Source organism: Planotetraspora silvatica (assembly GCF_016863315.1).
Lineage (GTDB): Bacteria > Actinomycetota > Actinomycetes > Streptosporangiales > Streptosporangiaceae > Planotetraspora > Planotetraspora silvatica.
Genome location: NZ_BOOQ01000027.1, coordinates 1 through 15,784, shown reverse-complemented (window position 1 = coordinate 15,784; position 15,784 = coordinate 1). Strand labels below are relative to the sequence as shown.

Below are 15,784 nucleotides of genomic sequence, written 5' to 3'. Positions count from 1 at the left end.
GGGCATTTCCCGACAGTATGCATGATCACGGACGGTGTCTGTGCAGGTCAGGTGGGCCACCACCGAATCTGTGCATGATCACGCCCAATGACATGATCACGCTGAAGGGGGGAAGGCGCGGAGGGCGATTTCTACGGCGCGGGTGAGTTCCTCGCGGGTGGCGCCGGCGGAGGCGTGGACGGCCAGGCCCTCCGACACGGCCATGATGTAGCGGGCGAGGTCGTCGGGATCGTTCTCGGGGCCCAGGTCACCGTCCTCGATCGCGCGGCGGAACCGGTCGCGCATCGCGAGTTCCCCGCCCTTGCGCGCCAGGGCGAGGGTCGCGGTCACCTCGGCGTTGTCGGGCCCGCACGACAGGCCGCCCTGAATGGAGAGACACCCCGGCGGCCGGTCCGGTGTGGTCACGGCCTTGGCGTTCTCCCGCAGGAAGGTCTCGGCGACCCCCCTGGCGGTCGGCGCGGCCAGGGCCTGGCGCGCGTAGGCCATGTCGACCTCGGCGTAGCGGGCGAGTGCCTTGCCGAACAACTCACGCTTGTTGCCGAACGCGGCGTACATGCTGGTCTTGTTGATGCCCATGGCCTCGGTGAGGTCGCTGAGCGAGGCGCCCTCGTAGCCCTGACGCCAGAAGACCTCAAGCGCCCGGTCCAGTGCGGCGTCGGCGTCGAACCCGCGAGGCCGGCCGATCACGGTCCGTCCAGTGCTGCTCATGCCTCCAGGGTAGCCAACGAAAAACCGATCGGTACACAAGTCGTCCGCGCAGGTGCTATGGTCCTTTTCAGTACCGATCGGTACCGAAATTACCGCAGGAAGGGACCATGCAATGGGACAGCTCGAAGGCAAGACCGCGGTCGTGACCGGGGGCACCACCGGCATCGGACTGGCCGCGGCCCGGCGGCTGGCGCAGGAGGGCGCGCTCGTGTTCGTCCTCGGCAGGCGCAAGCCGGAACTCGACGACGCGGTACGGAAGATCGGCCCCAACGCCGTCGGCGTCCAGGGCGACGTGTCGGACCTGACGGACCTCGACCGCCTCTACAGCGCGGTCGAGCAGCGCGGGCAGGGAGTGGACGTGCTGTTCGCCAACGCGGGCAACGGCGCCTTCGCCCCTCTCGAGCAGGTCACCGAAGGGCACTTCGACCAGACCTTCGACACCAACGTCAAGGGGACGCTCTTCACCGTCCAGAAGGCGCTGCCACTGCTCAACGACGGCGCGTCGATCATCTTGACCTCCTCCTCCGCCGCGGATTCCGGCACCGAGGCCTTCGGTGTGTACGCGGCGTCCAAGGCGGCCGTACGCTCCTTCGCCCGCACCTGGGCCAACGAGCTCAGGGGCCGCGGCATCCGCGTCAACGCCATCACTCCCGGGCCGGTCGACACCCCCGGATTCAGCGGCCTGGCCCCCGACGAGGAGCAGGCCGAGCAGCTCAAGGGCTACATGGCGGGCCAGGTGCCCATGGGCCGGATGGGCCGGCCGGAGGAGGTCGCCGACGCGGTCCTGTTCCTCGCCTCCGGCCAGAGCACCTTCGTCACCGGCTCCAACCTCTACGTCGACGGCGGCCTCAACCAGATCTGAGACCAGGCCTGAGACCAGGCCTGAGAACAGATCTGAGACCAGGACTAAGACGGACAGGAGCGTCAACGATGGACCTGGGACGAACGGGAATCTGGAGCACGGAACTCCGTCTCGGCGATCCGGTCGAGGCGGCGGAGGCCGCGGCCGAACTCGACGATCTCGGCTGGGGGACGTTGTGGATCCCCGGCCTGGGCGGCGGCGACGTCCTCGGCGACATGGAAAGGCTGCTGCGGGCCACCCGTACGACCACGGTGGCCACCGGCGTCATCAGCATCTGGCGGCACGACGCCGAGGAGATCTCCCGGGGTCACGCCGCGCTCCGGGAGGCGTACGGCGCACGCGTCCTCACGGGCCTCGGGGTGAGCGACCCCGCCGCCGCGGACGGGGCGGGCCGCCCGTTCCGGCCGGTGGAGGACATGAACGGGTATCTCGACCGTCTCGACCACGCGGACGTCCCCCTCCCCGCGGACGAGCGCATCCTCGCCGCGATGGGCCCGCGACTCGTACGGCTGGGCGGGCAGCGCACCTCGGGGGTGCACCCGTTCATGGTCACGCCCGAGTCCACGGCGGCCACCCGGGAGTCGCTCGGGCTGGGGCCTACGCTCGCCCCCTACCAGGCCGTCGTGCTGGACGGGGACCCCGGCAGGGCGCGTGCCACCGCGCGCGGCTTCCTCGGGCCGTTCCTGACCATGGACCACTACGCCAGGAGCCTGCGCCGCCAGGGGTTCGCGGACGAGGATCTGGCCGGCGGCGGCAGCGACCACCTGATCGACCGAGTCGTGGCCTGGGGGGAGGTCGAGGCGATCGCCGGCCGCCTGAGAGAACACCACGACGCGGGGGCGGAGCACGTCGCCCTCCACGTCCTGCGCGCGGACGGGGCGTTCCCGCGCCGCGAGTGGCGGGAACTGGCACCCCTCACCCGCTGACGCCTCCGGATGCGGAGCGCGTACGGCTCCCGCGACCCGCGGGTCGCGGGAGCCGTACGGCCGGACTCACTGGTGGGCGAACGCCCCCATCGCGGGGAGCGCCCGATTGTCGTAGCCGAACAGCGCCTGGTTCTCCCAGCCGTTCCCGGAGGAGGGATCGGCCGGGTCCCACCCGTTCCCGGGCACGGCGGTCCAGGTCGGCTCCCAGTAGACGGCGCCGAGCCCGCGCCCGTCCGGCACCGCCTGGACGATGCTCAGCACGTCACGGAACATCGCGGACTGGCCGGCAGCCGTGGCGGGATAGTTCGGGTACGGCTCGGCCGAGGTGATGATGTTGGTCAGGGGGTCGTTCTCGGCGTCGGTGAAGGGGTAGGCCGTCTCGGCGATGAGCACGGGCTTGCCGTAACGGGCCGCGATGTCGTCGATGTTGGCCTGGAAGGCCCCGAGCGTCCCGTGCCAGTAGGGGTAGTAGGAGACGCCGATCACGTCGTAGCGGACCCCGTTGGCGGCGGCGCTGTCGAACCACCAGCGGAACAGCCCGTTGTTCCCGCCCTCGGCCACGTGCAGGACGACCTTCGTCCGGTCCGAGACGTCCTTGACCGCCTGATATCCCGCGTTGAGCAGGCCCGCGAGGTCGGCGAAGTGCGAGCTGCGGCCCTCCTCCCACAGGATCCCGTCGTTGATCTCGTTGCCGACCTGGACCATGTCGGCCGTGGTCCCCTGTGCCTTCAGCGCGCTGAGCATGTCGTACGTGTGGTCGTAGAGCGCGGTCTTCAGATGCGCGTAGTCGAGGTCCGTCCAGGCGGCGGGCTTGTACTGCTTGCCCGGGTCGGCCCACGCGTCGGAGTAGTGGAAGTCGACCAGCAGGCCCATGCCGAGCGCCTTGACGCGCCTGGCCATGGCCAGCACGTGCGCCTTGTCGTTGTAGCCGTCGACCGGGTCGACCCACACCTTGAGCCGCACGTAGTCGGCCCCGGCGGCGTGCAGGATCTTCAGGGCGTCGGCCCGCTTGCCGCCGGCGGTCAGGTACCTGCCGCCGTTCGCCTCCGACTTCGGCAGGCTCGAGGTGTCGGCCCCCTTCACGGAGAGCGCCGCCTTCCCCGGGGCGAAGGTGACGTCGTCGAAGTCGGCCGAGCCTCCGGCGGCCGCGTCGGTGCCGAGGCTGATCGTGCACCTGCCTCGCGTCACCTTCTGGGTGACCGCGATGTGCAGCCACTCCGAACCGGATGCCGGGACGAAGGTGGCCGCGTCCGGCGGGCCGCAGTCCTTCAGGGCGATCCGGCTCTGGCTCGCCGTCCCCGTCCGCACCCAGGCGCGCAGGGTGTAGTAGCCGTCCCGCAACCCGGACACCGTCTGGCGGGTCTCGGCCCGGAACGCCGTCGCCGCCTGCTGCGTGAGCCGGTACGCCCCGGTGTGCCCTCCCGCCTGGGTGGACACCGCCGCGTTCTTGCCTGCGGACGTCCGCCAGCCGGCGGCTCCGTTCTCGAAACCGCCGTTGACGACCTTGGGAGGGCCGGAGTCGGCCCGTGCCGGTTGGATCGCGACGAGTGTCGCGGTGGCGCACAGGGCGAGCGCCATCAGGGTCTTGTTCATGTGTCCTCGCTCAGGTGAGGAGTGATGCGGACATCCCCCGAACCCCCGTGCGTCCCCGGCGCCGCGCCGCGGTCAGGCATCGGCGCGGCGCCGGGGACCCCTATGTGCGGACCACCGCCACCCCTCCGGGCGGGACGGTGGCGGAGCCCCGGTGCTCCACGCCGTCGAGCAGGCCGGTTCCCGTCACGCCGGGAACGGTGGCCGGCTGGTCGGCGTGGTTGATGAGGAAGAGGTGGGCGCCACGCCGGACGACCTCGACGTCCTCGGGGACGCCCGCGAGCCGCCGTACGCCCGCGTGGTCGAGCACCTCGCGGAGCAGCCCCCGCAGGCCGTACGGATCACGCGAGGCGGAGCCGCGAGCCGTGTCGTGAGCCACGCCGTGAGTACCGTCCGTCGCGCCGTGAGTCTCGTCGAGGGCGGTGGCGACGTACCAGGCCGCGCCGGCTCCGAGGTCGTGCCTGGTCACCGCGGGGTGGCCGGCGTCGGGGCCGTCGGCGAACGTCCACACGGGCATCGCCTCCCCCACGCGGACGCGCTCGGACCAGATCCGGCCGACGGATCCCCCGATCCCGGTGGCGGGAGCGACGGTGACCGTGCCGTGCTCGCGGAGCGGATGGAACTCCTCCACCGACAGGCCGAGCACCTCGCGGAGCACTCCCGGGTACGGCCCCGCGTGGATCGTGTCGTTCTCGTCGACGATGCCGGAGAAGAACGAGACGAGCAGGTGACCGCCGGCCTCGACGTAGCGGTGCAGGTTCTTGGCCGACGCCTCGGTGAGCAGGTACGCGCTGGGCGCGACCACCAGCCGGTACGCCGAGAGGTCGGCCGACGGGTGGACGAAGTCGACGGTGACGTGCTCGCGCCAAAGGGCGGCGTAGAACGCCCCCACCCGCTCCCGGAACCGCAGGTCGGCCGAGGGCCGCCATTCCAGTTCGAGCGCCCAGTAGGACTCCCAGTCCCAGACGACGGCGACGTCCGCCTCGACCCGCGAGCCGCGGACCGGGGCCAGCCGGCCGAGGTCGGTTCCCAGGTCGACGACGTCCCGCCAGACCTCGGAATCGGTCCCGGCGTGGGGCACCATCGCCGAGTGGAACTTCTCCGCGCCGTGACGTGAGGCGCGCCACTGGAAGAACATCACCGAGTCCGAGCCCCTGGCGACGTGCGCGAGGCTGTTTCGCCGCATCTCCCCCCGGCGTTTGGCGAGGTTGCGGGGCTGCCAGTTGACCGCGCCCGTCGAGTGCTCCATGAGCATCCACGGGCGGCCGCCGGCCACCGAGCGCGTGAGGTCCGCCGCCATCGCCAGGTCGATGTGGGCGTCGGGTCCCTCCGCGTCGAGGTAGTGGTCGTTCGCGACGACGTCGACCTCGGCCGACCATCGCCAGTAGTCCATGGGCTTGCAGTTGGGGATCATGAAGTTGGTGGTGACCGGCAGGTCGCTGAACCGCCGGACGGCCGCCCGTTCCCGCCGGAAGTTCGCGACGTGGGCGTCGACGGAGAAGCGCATGAAGTCGAGCTGGAGTCCGGTCAGCAGGCCGACCGGGGCGTGCACCGGCGGCTCGATCTCGTCGAACGAGCCGTAGGTCAGTCCCCAGAACGTGGTCCCCCAGGCCGCGTTGACGGCTCCGATGTCCCCGTACCGCTCCCGCAGCCAGGCACGGAACGCCTCCGCGGAGGTCGCGCAGTAGCAGTGCGCGTTGGCCCAGCCGTACTCGTTGTGGACGTGCCACATGGCCAGCGCCGGATGCCCGGAGTACCGTTCGGCCAGCCGTACGGCCACGCGTTCCGAGGCGGCGGCGTAGTCGGGCGAACTCGGGCAGAAGCTGTGGCGGGTGGCGCCGCCGAGCACGCGGCCCTCCCGGTCGACCAGCCGGCTTCCCGGGTAGCGGTTGCGGAACCACACGGGGGGTGAGGACGTCGGCGTCGCGAGGTCGACCATGATGCCCTCGGTGTGCAGAAGATCGAGGATCCGGTCGAGCCGGTCGAAGTCGTACACGTCCTCCGCGGGTTCGATCAGGCCCCAGTTGAAGACGCCGACCGTGACCAGGTTCACCCCGGCCTCGCGCATCAGCCGGACGTCCTCCTGCCACACCTCCTCCGGCCACTGCTCGGGGTTGTAGTCCCCCCCGTATGCCAGGCCATCGGGCAGGACGGGATATCCAGGCAAAGCTCCCCCTCGTCTTGTTCTGTGAACGTGCACAGTAATCGAGCCGCCCACGCGAGAAAAGAGGCGTCGCCAACATCGCAGATCAACGCGCCAGTTAACGACAATGTAACGAGCATTGACACTCGCAGACCGGGATTCCAGTCTGTGAACGTTCCCAGACTGTTGACGTCTCCCCCACCCCCATGGAGGCACGTATGCGTTCAGGTCGGCTCGCAGTGGCGGGGGCCGCGGCCCTCGCCCTCGCCTTATCCGCCGGATGCTCCGGCGGATCACGGGAAACGGCCGCGCCGACGGCCGCCCAGACCTCCGCCGCGGGGCCGGTCACGCTCTCCTACTGGAGCTGGGTCCCCAACATGGACAAGATCGTGGCGGTCTGGAACAAGGCGCACCCCGACATCCAGGTCAGCGTGAGCAAGCAGGCCGGGGGCGACGACGCGGCCGCCAAGTTCCTCACCGCCGCCAAGGCCGGGAACCCGCCCGATCTGATCCAGGCCGAATACCAGATGTTGCCGTCGTTCGTGGCCGCCGACGCCGTCGCCGACCTGACGGCCGGCACCACCCAGGTCAAGGGCGAGTTCGGCGAGGGGATCTGGGGGCTGGTCACGCTCGGCACGGACGTCGTCTACGCCATCCCGCAGGACAGCGGCCCGATGATGCTCTACTACCGCAAGGACCTCTTCGACAAGTACGGCGTCCAGGTGCCCCAGACGTGGGACGAGTACGCCGAGGCCGCCCGCAAGGTGCACAAGGCCGACCCCAAGGTCTACCTCGGCACGTTCTCGAGCAAGGACCCCGGCTCGTTCGCCGGCCTCGCCCAGCAGGCGGGCGCCCAGTGGTGGTCGATCCAGGGCGAGTCGTGGAAGGTCGCCATCGACGACGACGCCACGAAGAAGGTCGCCGACTACTGGGGCGGCCTGGTCAAGGAGGGGGTCATCGACGGCCAGCCGTACTTCACCCCCGAATGGAACAAGGCGCTCAACGACGGCACCCTGCTGACCTGGCCCTCGGCCGTCTGGGGTCCGGGAGTCCTGTCGAGCAACGCCCCCAAGGGCAAGGGGAAGTGGGCGATCGCGCCGCTTCCGCAGTGGTCCGCCGGTGAGAAGGCCACCGGCTTCTGGGGCGGCTCGTCCACCGCCGTCGCCCAGAAGTCGCCCAACCAGGCGGCCGCCACGCAATTCGCCACCTGGCTGAACACCGACCCCGAGGCGCTGTCCCTGCTGGTCACGGAAGGCGCGGTCTACCCGGCGGCGACGAAGGGCGGCGCCGCGCTGACCAGCGCCCCCGACTACTTCTCCAACCAGCCGGACTTCTGGCGGCAGACCGCCGACATCTCCGCGACGGCCCGGGGCTTCACCTTCGGACCGGACGTCAACGTGACCTACAACGCCTTCAAGGACGCCTTCGACAAGGCCGTGCAGGACACGTCCTCGTTCTCCGACGCCGTGAAGGTGATGCAGGAGACGACCGTGGCGGACATGCAGAAGTCCGGATTCCAGCTCGCCCAATGAGAGCACACCGGCCGAGCGGCGCCCGCGGTGCGGGCGCCGCCCCCTACCTGTTCCTGGCACCGGCCGTGGTGCTGTTCACGCTCTTCACCGCGGTCCCCATCGTGTACACCGCCTACCTCAGCCTCCGCAGGACGAAGGTCTCGGGGCTCGGCCTCGGCCGCGGGGCACGCAGGGAGGTCTTCGCGGGCCTCGACAACTACCGCGCGGCGGTCGGCGACGGCGAGTTGTGGGCGGGCTGGCTGCGCGTGCTCGGGTACGGCGCGATCGTGCTGACCGTCATGCTCGGCCTGGCGCTGCTGTTCGCGCTGCTGCTCGACTCGGCGCACGTACGGCTCGCCCGGTTCTCGAGGATCGCCCTGTTCCTTCCGTACGCCGTGCCGGGTGTGGTGGCGACGTTGTTGTGGGGCTTCCTCTACCTGCCCAGCGTCACGCCGCTGCGCGACCTCGGCATCGACGCCGTCCTGCTCGGCCCGGGAACCGTGACGTTCTCGATGGCCAACATCGCGGTCTGGGGAGGCACGGGCTTCAACATGCTGGTCCTGTACACCGCGCTCCGGGCGGTCCCCCGGACCTACTACGAGGCCGCCCGCATCGACGGCGCGAGCGAGCGCCAGATCGCGCTGCGGATCAAGATCCCGATCCTGATGCCGGCGATCATCCTGACGACCGTGTTCTCCGTCATCGCCACCGTCCAGGTGTTCACCGAGCCGACCGCGCTGCGGCCGCTGACGAACACGATCAGCTCCACCTGGAGTCCGCTCATGAAGGTCTACCGGGACGCGTTCGTCAACGGCGACCTGTACTCGGCCGCCGCCACGTCGATCGTCATCGCGGCGATCTCCCTCGTCCTGTCGTTCGGTTTCCTGCGCGTCGTCCGCGACCGCGCGTTCCAGGAGGGCTGATGGCCGTCACCACCGGAACCGCCGCGACGCATCGCACGCTCAGGAGACCGCTTCGGCCGTACGGCGCGGCTCCGACGGCGATCCTCCTGCTGGGCGCCGTCTACTGCCTCCTCCCGGTGAGCTGGGTGCTGATCGCCGCCACCAAGTCGAAGGCCGAGTTGTTCTCGACGGCGACCTTCGCCCCCGGCACGGGCCTGGCCGCCAACATCGCCGACCTGGCCGCCTATCGAGGCGGCGTGTTCTGGTTGTGGATGCTCAACACGCTGGTCTACGCGGGCGGCGGCGCGTTGTTGTCGACCGCGGTCTCGGCCGTGTCCGGCTACACCCTCGCGAAGTATCGCTTCCGGGGCAGAAACGTGATCTTCAACGTGCTGATCGGCGGCATCCTCGTGCCGTCCGTGGTGCTGGCGATCCCGCAGTACGTGCTGTTCTCCTCGATCGGGCTGGCCGGCTCCTACTGGTCGGTCCTGCTGCCCCAGATCCTGCATCCGTACAGCATCTATCTGGCGCGGGTCTACGCCGGCGCCGCGATCCCCGACTCGCTCCTCGAGGCGGGCCGCATCGACGGCGCCGGGCACTGGCTGCTGCTCCGCCGGGTCGCGCTGCCGCTCATGATGCCGGGCATGGTCACGATCTTCCTGTTCCAGTTCGTCGCCATCTGGAACAACTTCCTGCTGCCCTTCATCATGCTCGGCGACGACCGCACGTTCCCGCTCACGGTCGGGCTCTACACGCTGCTCGCGGCGGGGGCCAACCAGCCGGCGCTCTACAACCTGATCATCACGGGCGCGCTGGTCTCGCTCATCCCGCTCATCGCGCTCTTCCTCACGATGCAGCGATATTGGCGTACCGACCTGTCCAGCGGCGCCGTCAAGAGCTGAGTGACAATACCGGCATGGCAAAGCGTCCGACCATTCACGATGTCGCGGCGGTCGCGGGCGTCTCCCGCGGCACCGTCTCCCGCGTGCTGAACGACGATCGGTACGTCAGCCCCGCAGCCAACGCCGCGGTCCGGCGCGCGATCGCCGAGATCGGCTACATCGTCAACCGCAACGCCCGCAGCCTCGTCACGCAGCGGACCGGTTCGGTCGTCATGGTCCTGTCCGAGCCCCACGAGAAGCTGTTCGAGGACCCCAACTACAGCGTGACGATCCGCACGGCGGTCCGGCGGCTGGCCGATCGGGACATCTCGCTGGTGATGATGGTGGCGGGCGACGACGGCGATCGCGACCGGGTGATCCGTTACGTCAGGGGCGGCCACGCGGACGGCGTGTTCCTGCTGTCCACCCACGCCGGCGACCGGATGGTGGACGCGCTGGTCGACATCGCGATTCCGGCCGTGGCCCTCGGTGCGGTCATCGGCAGGGAGAGCGTGATCCCCCACGCGGCGGCCGACGACCGCGAAGGCGCCCGCCAGATGACCCGTCACCTGATCGAGGCGGGCCGTAAGAAGATCGCGACCATCACCGGGCCGATGGACACGCCGGGTGGCATCCAGCGACTTGAGGGGTTCGCGGACGTCCTCGGGCGCAAGGCGTCCAGGAAGCTGATCGAGCACGGCGACTGGACCCGGCTGAGCGGCGAGAGCGGGATGGCCCGGCTCCTTGAGCGCACGCCGGATCTCGACGCGGTCTTCGTGGCCTCCGACCTGATGGCCGCCGGCGCGCTGGCGACTTTGCGCGCCGCCGGGCGGCGGGTGCCGGACGACGTGGCGGTCGGCGGGTTCGACGACTCGTCCGTCGCCCTGTCCACCCATCCCCCGCTCACCACGATCCGCCAGCCGCTCGCCGACGTCGCGGAGGAGACCGTACGGCTCCTGCTGGCGCTCATCGACGGCGCGGAGCACGTGGAATCCGTCATCCTCCCCACCCGGCTGATCGTCCGCGAATCCGCCTGACACCTCGCCTGACGTCTCCCCCGTCGGCGCGACGTCAGGACGCCGGCGTCACAGATCGGGGCCGTGTCCTGTCCTTCTGTACGGCGGGTAGAGACCCGAAAGGGATGACGCGAATGACAAGGGGATAATTATGCAGAGGATGAACGTCGCTGCGGCGGCTCCCAAGGCCTATCAGTCGCTCTACGGCCTGGAGCGCTTCCTTCGCGAGAGCGCACTGCCCCAGCGCACACTCCACCTGGTCAAGCTACGGGCCAGCCAGATCAACGGATGCGCCTTCTGCGTCGAGATGCACAGTCACGAGGCCAAGAAGGAAGGGGAGACCGACGAGCGCCTCTTCACTGTGGCGGCCTGGCGGGACGCGCCGTTCTACACCGACGCCGAGCGGGCGGCGCTCGCGCTCACCGAGGCGTCCACCCGGCTGAGCGATCGGCCCGACCCGGTGCCGGACGAGGTCTGGCAGGAGGCGGCCGAGCACTACGACGAGGAGTCCCTCGCCGCGCTCGTGGTGGCGATCGCGGCGATCAACGCCTGGAACAGGATCTCCGTGACCACCCGTGCGGTCCCGGGCTCCTACCGCTGACGCTGCAAGCGGAAAACAAGGGGACCGCAAGCGGGAGGGAGCATAGTCTGCTCACCATCGTCGCAAGGAGGCACGGACCATGAGACGCATACGGATCTCCCGGCCACGCCACTCCCGCCGTGTGAGCGGCCTCTACGACCTCGATCTCCGCTCGCCCTCCGGCCGCCACCTGCCTTACTGATCTTTTTACGCTTGCTTTACGTCGTCACCTGTATCTATCGGGGACGGATAACGGAACCATCACGGTCGGGGGGTCTACATGCTCAAGGTGGTGCCGTCACTCGCCAAGGTCAGGGACATCGGACCGGCCCTGCGCCGAAGGCCGATCCGGCCGAGCCGCAAGGTCGTCGATCTGCGGGCGTACACCGGAGGCAACGTCATCCGGTTCCCCCGCACCTCGGGACCGACCTCGGCGGCATGACATCGGATCAGGGGCCCGTTCTCGGGCCCCTTTCTCCCGAGGCTTCCGGCTAGCGCTGCCGTTGGGTTAGATGTCACTTTATGAGTGATCTGTCGGCTACCAGCCGAACCCGCCATCGGCGGCTCAGGGAGCAGGGCCGTACCGACCGTGAGGATCTCTTCGCGGTGCTCCGCGCCGGGTTCGTCTGCCATCTGGGAGTGGTCGCCGACGGCGACCCGATGGTCGTGCCGACGGTCTACGGTTTCGATTCCAACCACATCTACCTGCACGGATCGGTCGCCAGCCGCAGCCTCACCCAGGACGCCACGGTCTGCGTGACGATCACCCACATCGACGGCCTGGTGCTCGCCCGGTCGGTGTTCGAGCACGGGGTGAACTACCGCAGCGCCATGATCTACGGCGTTCCGCGCGCCCTGGAGGACGAGGAGAAGCTGGCCGCGCTCGAATGCCTGACCGAGCACGTCGCCCCCGGCCAGTGGGACTACGCCCGCCGGCCCAACCGCAAGGAACTGGCCGCCACGATCATCCTGGCGATCTCCCTGGAGGAGGCCTCGGTCAAGATACGGCAGGGCCCGCCGGACGACGCCGACGATCCGCATGACGTCTGGGCGGGCGTGCTGCCGCTCTCGACCTCGTGGCGGCAGCCGGTGACCGATCCGCTGGCGACCCGCCCGATCCCCGACCACGTCATGCGCCGCGCGGAGACGCCTCTCTAAGCGCCCGGTGAGGTGCCCGGCGCCTATCCGGGCGGCTTGACGCCTATCCGAGCGCCTGGCGGATGAGATCGTCGCTCAGTTCGCGCAGGCGGGCGCGCGCTTCGGCGTCGTACGCCTGGGAGTCGGCGCGGGCTTCGCGGGTGCCGTTGAAGTAGCGGCCGCTCGGGACGTCCTCGTCGATGAGGCGCAGAGTCGCGTCGCCCCCCTCCTTCACGGGGGTGAGAACGGGAACGCCCGACTGACGGACCATCGTGGTGTCCATGTAGGTGGCCGGGTGCAGGGCCGTGACGGACACTCCCGCGCCGGCCAGTTCATCCGCCAGATCGACGGTGAACATGATCTGCGCCAGTTTGCTCTGGGAGTACGCCCGCTGCCTGCCGTACTCCTTGGTGAGCAGGGGGTCGCCGAAGTCGATCGCCTGCTGGCCCGCCGACGCCACGTTCACGATGCGGGCGGGCGTCGACCTGAGAAGCAACGGGGTGAGGCGCCGGGCCAAGTGGTAGCCGGCCAGGTAGTTCACCGCGAACCTGAGCTCGATGCCGTCGCGGCTCTCCTCCCTGCCGGATCCGGGCACTCCCCCGCCGATACCCGCGTTGTTCACGAGCACGTCCACCCGGTCGAACCGCTCCTCGACCTCGGTGGCCATGCGGTCGACCTGCCGAAGATCGGCCAGGTCCGCCAGCACGCTCTCGGTTGTGCCGCCGATCTCCTCCCGCACCCGCCGCACCCGATCGGCGTCCCGTCCGTGAACGATCACCCGGTCGCCCCTGGAGGCGAGGCGCCCGGCGAGATGACGGCCCAGGCCGTCGGTGGCGCCCGTGATGAGAATCGTCCTCATGTCGTACCCCTGATTAAATCGAGACATAATGCCTCGTAAATGCTAAAACGAGACATGGTGTCCTGTAAAGTGGCCGCATGGTCGGCAGGCCACGCAGCGAAGAGTCCCGCAGGGCCATCCTTCAGGCCGCCCTGCGGCTATGCGAGCGCGACGGCTATCCGAACGTGACGCTCAAGGCCATCGCCGCGGAGGCCGGCACCGGGCGGCAGACGCTGTACCGGTGGTGGAACACGAAGGCCGACGTGCTCCTGGAGGCGATGACCGCCGTTGTCGCCCCCGGACTTCCGCCGTCGCCGCCGGACCTCGGATCCTTCCTGCGGGAGACCTTCGCCCTGACCGACGGGGTCGCCGGGCGAGTGATCGTGGGACTCATGGCCGAGGCCCAGAGCGATCCGGATCTGGGGGAACGGCTTCGCACCCGGCTCATCGGCCCCCGGCGGGCCGCGCTGAGGGAAGTGCTGGAGCGCGACTCGCCGTCTTCCCACGCGAACCTCGACCTCGTCGTCGACATGATCTTCGGGGCCATGTGGTACCGGCTGCTCAACCGGCACGCGTCCGTAGACGCCGTCCTCGCCGAGGAGATCACGGAACTGGTGAGGAGCCTCACGTGAGGATCGCCGCTCTGTCGGACGTGGGCCGGACGCTCAGGCGACGACATCTGAGCCGCGCCGGGTCGCCGCCCACACGAGAAGTGCCAGCGCGCTGATCGCGGCACCCAGGACGCACACGGCGCCCCAGCCGGCCATCGCGTACACGGTGGTCGAGGCGATGGCGCCGGTCGCGCTGCCGATCGAGTAGAAGACCATGTAACCGGCGATCAGCCGACTGCCCGCGTCCGGGCGGAGTGCGTGGATCAGGCTCTGGTTGGTGACATGGACCGCCTGCACGGCCAAGTCGAGGATGATCGCGCCGATCACCAGCGCCCACAGCGACTGCCGGGTGAAGGCGAGGGGCAACCACGATACGGCGAGCAGGGCGAGTGCGACTCCGGTGGTCCGCTGGGCGAGGCCGCGATCGTGCATGCGCCCCGCCGGGGCCGCTGCGAGGGCGCCCGCCGCACCCACGAGTCCGAACGCTCCGATCGCCGTGTGCGACAACGACAGCGGAGGTGCGCTCAGCGGGAGGGCGACGCAACTCCACAGCGTGCTGAAGGCGGCGAAGATGAGCAGGGCGAGCAGCGCGCGGTTGCGGAACACGCGTTCCCGGGCGAACAGGGTGAGCGTCGAGCGCAGGAGTTGGCCGTACCGCAGGGGGGTCTGGCGCGCCGCGGCGCGCCGTGGGAGTACACGATGCAGCGCCATCGCGAGCACGAGGGTGAGGACCGCCGAGGTGAGGTAGACCGACCGCCAGCCCGCGAGGTCGGCCAGCGCCCCGGAGGCCGTGCGGGCGAGCAGGATTCCGGTGACGACGCCACTGGTCACCACACCGACGACGTGCCCGCGTCGCGCCGGTTCGGCGACGGACGCGGCGAAGGCCACGAGCGCCTGGGTCACCACGGCGAGGAACCCCATCGCGACCATGCCGGCCAGCAGGATCGGCGCGCCCGTCGCGGTGCCGACGACGGTCGAGGCCGCGGCAAGCACCAGCAGTTGCGTCACGATGAGGTGCCGTCGATCGACCAGGTCGCCGAGTGGCACGACGAAGAACAGGCCCAGTCCGTAGCCGATCTGCGTGAGCGTGACGACGGCGCCGAGGGTCGCCGCGCTGATCGCGAAGTCCTGGCCCAGGGTGACCAGGAGCGGTTGCGCGAAGTAGACGTTGGAGACCGCGACTCCACCGGCGACGGCGAACAGCAGCGTTGTGCGGCGCGACAGGGTGCCGGGCACCCTTTCGTTCGAACCGGCGGTTCTCGTTGTTCCGGCCACGCGGCGCTCCTTCGGTTGCAAGTTGCTACCGCTGAGACGGTAATCGCCTTTGGTAGCATGTTGCAACCCGACTGCCTCGATGGAGGGGCCATGGTCAAGAGGACGCGTCTCAACGAGAGCGACTGCCCTGTCGCTCGATCAGTCGACGCGATCGGTGACTGGTGGTCGCTGCTGATCGTGCGCGACCTGCTCGAAGGAAATCGCCGCTTCGGAGAGATCCAGCGCAGCCTGGGCGTGGCGAAGAACATCCTCACGGCACGCCTGCGCGGCCTCGTCGACGGCGGCGTCCTCGAGGTCGTCCCGGCATCCGACGGCAGCGCCTACCACGAATACGCCCTGACTCCCAAGGGCAGGGATCTCTTCAACGTCATCGTGGCGCTGCGGCAGTGGGGCGAGGCTCACTTCTTCGATCCCGGCGAACCACACTCGGAGATGCTCGATCGCCGGCATGGCCGTCCGCTTCGTGCCCTCGAAGTCCACTCCTTTGATGGGCGACGACTCGGCCCGGACGACACCGTTGTGAACAAGGTCGACCACCCGGGGGACGTCCCACCAAAGTAGGCCGACGCCACCTGACAGCGCCGCGAAGCCGTATATCGAAGCATGACATGCAAAATTCGACAAAATGGGTATCGCGCTATTGCCGGTCACCTGACACCCCACTCGGAAGTCACTGGCAATTGGGATATATAGCGTTTCGGGAAATTGTTCCCGGCATTTTTCGCGGGCGTTTTTGTCGGTGGGGGTTGTTAGTTTCGGCGGTGTGATTGTCGAGCGGCAGGTGATTCCGGAGGGGCTGGCCGA

General features: G+C 69.4%; 16 protein-coding genes. 11 read left to right on the top strand and 5 right to left on the bottom strand.

Annotated elements, in window-relative coordinates; all coding sequences use genetic code 11:
* Positions 1-96: 96 nt before the first annotated feature.
* The gene (locus Psi02_RS20485) at positions 97-708 is read right to left on the bottom strand and encodes a TetR/AcrR family transcriptional regulator (protein ID WP_203976507.1); all 612 of its coding nucleotides are present in this window, start codon (positions 706-708) and stop codon (positions 97-99) included.
* A gap of 112 nt (positions 709-820) precedes the next feature.
* Here Psi02_RS20485 and Psi02_RS20480 point away from each other — a divergent pair, with 112 nt between their 5' ends.
* Positions 821-1,570 (top strand): SDR family NAD(P)-dependent oxidoreductase, encoded by a 750-nt coding sequence (locus Psi02_RS20480; protein ID WP_203976505.1) that lies wholly within the window; start codon positions 821-823, stop codon positions 1,568-1,570.
* Positions 1,571-1,638: 68 nt separating this feature from the next.
* Positions 1,639-2,496 carry a TIGR03620 family F420-dependent LLM class oxidoreductase gene (locus Psi02_RS20475; RefSeq protein ID WP_203976503.1) on the top strand — a complete coding sequence of 286 codons (858 nt, stop codon included), beginning with the start codon at positions 1,639-1,641 and terminating at the stop codon, positions 2,494-2,496.
* 66 nt (positions 2,497-2,562) lie between these two features.
* Here the strand turns inward: Psi02_RS20475 and Psi02_RS20470 are convergent, their stop codons facing one another.
* Both Psi02_RS20470 and Psi02_RS20465 read right to left on the bottom strand, forming a co-directional pair.
* Positions 2,563-4,089 (bottom strand): glycosyl hydrolase 53 family protein, encoded by a 1,527-nt coding sequence (locus tag Psi02_RS20470; RefSeq protein ID WP_239095027.1) that lies wholly within the window; start codon positions 4,087-4,089, stop codon positions 2,563-2,565.
* 100 nt (positions 4,090-4,189) lie between these two features.
* Positions 4,190-6,253 (bottom strand): beta-galactosidase, encoded by a 2,064-nt coding sequence (locus Psi02_RS20465; RefSeq protein ID WP_239095026.1) that lies wholly within the window; start codon positions 6,251-6,253, stop codon positions 4,190-4,192.
* Positions 6,254-6,447: 194 nt separating this feature from the next.
* Between Psi02_RS20465 and Psi02_RS20460 the strand changes: the two genes are divergently transcribed.
* The 7 genes from Psi02_RS20460 to Psi02_RS20430 all read left to right on the top strand — a co-directional run bounded on the left by Psi02_RS20460 (position 6,448) and on the right by Psi02_RS20430 (position 12,277).
* Positions 6,448-7,761, top strand: coding sequence for an ABC transporter substrate-binding protein (locus Psi02_RS20460; protein ID WP_203976501.1), 1,314 nt, complete (start codon positions 6,448-6,450; stop codon positions 7,759-7,761).
* Positions 7,758-8,663: a carbohydrate ABC transporter permease gene (locus Psi02_RS20455; protein WP_203976500.1), complete on the top strand. Its 906-nt coding sequence runs from the start codon at positions 7,758-7,760 to the stop codon at positions 8,661-8,663. Before Psi02_RS20460 ends, Psi02_RS20455 begins: the two co-directional genes overlap by 4 nt.
* On the top strand, positions 8,663-9,544 hold the full coding sequence (locus Psi02_RS20450) for a carbohydrate ABC transporter permease (protein WP_203976499.1): 882 nt from the start codon (positions 8,663-8,665) through the stop codon (positions 9,542-9,544). Before Psi02_RS20455 ends, Psi02_RS20450 begins: the two co-directional genes overlap by 1 nt.
* A gap of 14 nt (positions 9,545-9,558) precedes the next feature.
* The gene (locus Psi02_RS20445; protein ID WP_203976498.1) at positions 9,559-10,560 is read left to right on the top strand and encodes a LacI family DNA-binding transcriptional regulator; all 1,002 of its coding nucleotides are present in this window, start codon (positions 9,559-9,561) and stop codon (positions 10,558-10,560) included.
* A gap of 139 nt (positions 10,561-10,699) precedes the next feature.
* The gene (locus Psi02_RS20440) at positions 10,700-11,140 is read left to right on the top strand and encodes a carboxymuconolactone decarboxylase family protein (RefSeq protein WP_203976497.1); all 441 of its coding nucleotides are present in this window, start codon (positions 10,700-10,702) and stop codon (positions 11,138-11,140) included.
* Between the two features lie 259 nt (positions 11,141-11,399).
* Positions 11,400-11,561, top strand: a complete 162-nt coding sequence (locus Psi02_RS20435) for a hypothetical protein (RefSeq protein WP_203951713.1) — start codon at positions 11,400-11,402, stop codon at positions 11,559-11,561.
* Positions 11,562-11,641: 80 nt separating this feature from the next.
* On the top strand, positions 11,642-12,277 hold the full coding sequence (locus tag Psi02_RS20430; protein ID WP_203976496.1) for a pyridoxamine 5'-phosphate oxidase family protein: 636 nt from the start codon (positions 11,642-11,644) through the stop codon (positions 12,275-12,277).
* 43 nt (positions 12,278-12,320) lie between these two features.
* On the opposite strand, the gene Psi02_RS20425 is transcribed toward Psi02_RS20430, so the two are convergent.
* On the bottom strand, positions 12,321-13,115 hold the full coding sequence (locus Psi02_RS20425) for an SDR family NAD(P)-dependent oxidoreductase (RefSeq protein WP_203976495.1): 795 nt from the start codon (positions 13,113-13,115) through the stop codon (positions 12,321-12,323).
* A gap of 77 nt (positions 13,116-13,192) precedes the next feature.
* On the opposite strand from Psi02_RS20425, the gene Psi02_RS20420 reads away from it, so the two are divergent.
* Positions 13,193-13,726 carry a TetR/AcrR family transcriptional regulator gene (locus Psi02_RS20420; protein WP_203976494.1) on the top strand — a complete coding sequence of 178 codons (534 nt, stop codon included), beginning with the start codon at positions 13,193-13,195 and terminating at the stop codon, positions 13,724-13,726.
* Positions 13,727-13,759: 33 nt separating this feature from the next.
* Here Psi02_RS20420 and Psi02_RS20415 read toward each other — a convergent pair whose 3' ends face one another.
* Positions 13,760-14,980 (bottom strand): MFS transporter, encoded by a 1,221-nt coding sequence (locus tag Psi02_RS20415; RefSeq protein ID WP_239095025.1) that lies wholly within the window; start codon positions 14,978-14,980, stop codon positions 13,760-13,762.
* Between the two features lie 90 nt (positions 14,981-15,070).
* On the opposite strand from Psi02_RS20415, the gene Psi02_RS20410 reads away from it, so the two are divergent.
* A complete protein-coding gene (locus Psi02_RS20410) occupies positions 15,071-15,541 on the top strand; it encodes a winged helix-turn-helix transcriptional regulator (RefSeq protein WP_203976493.1) in 471 nt (156 codons plus the stop codon).
* Positions 15,542-15,784: the final 243 nt, after the last annotated feature.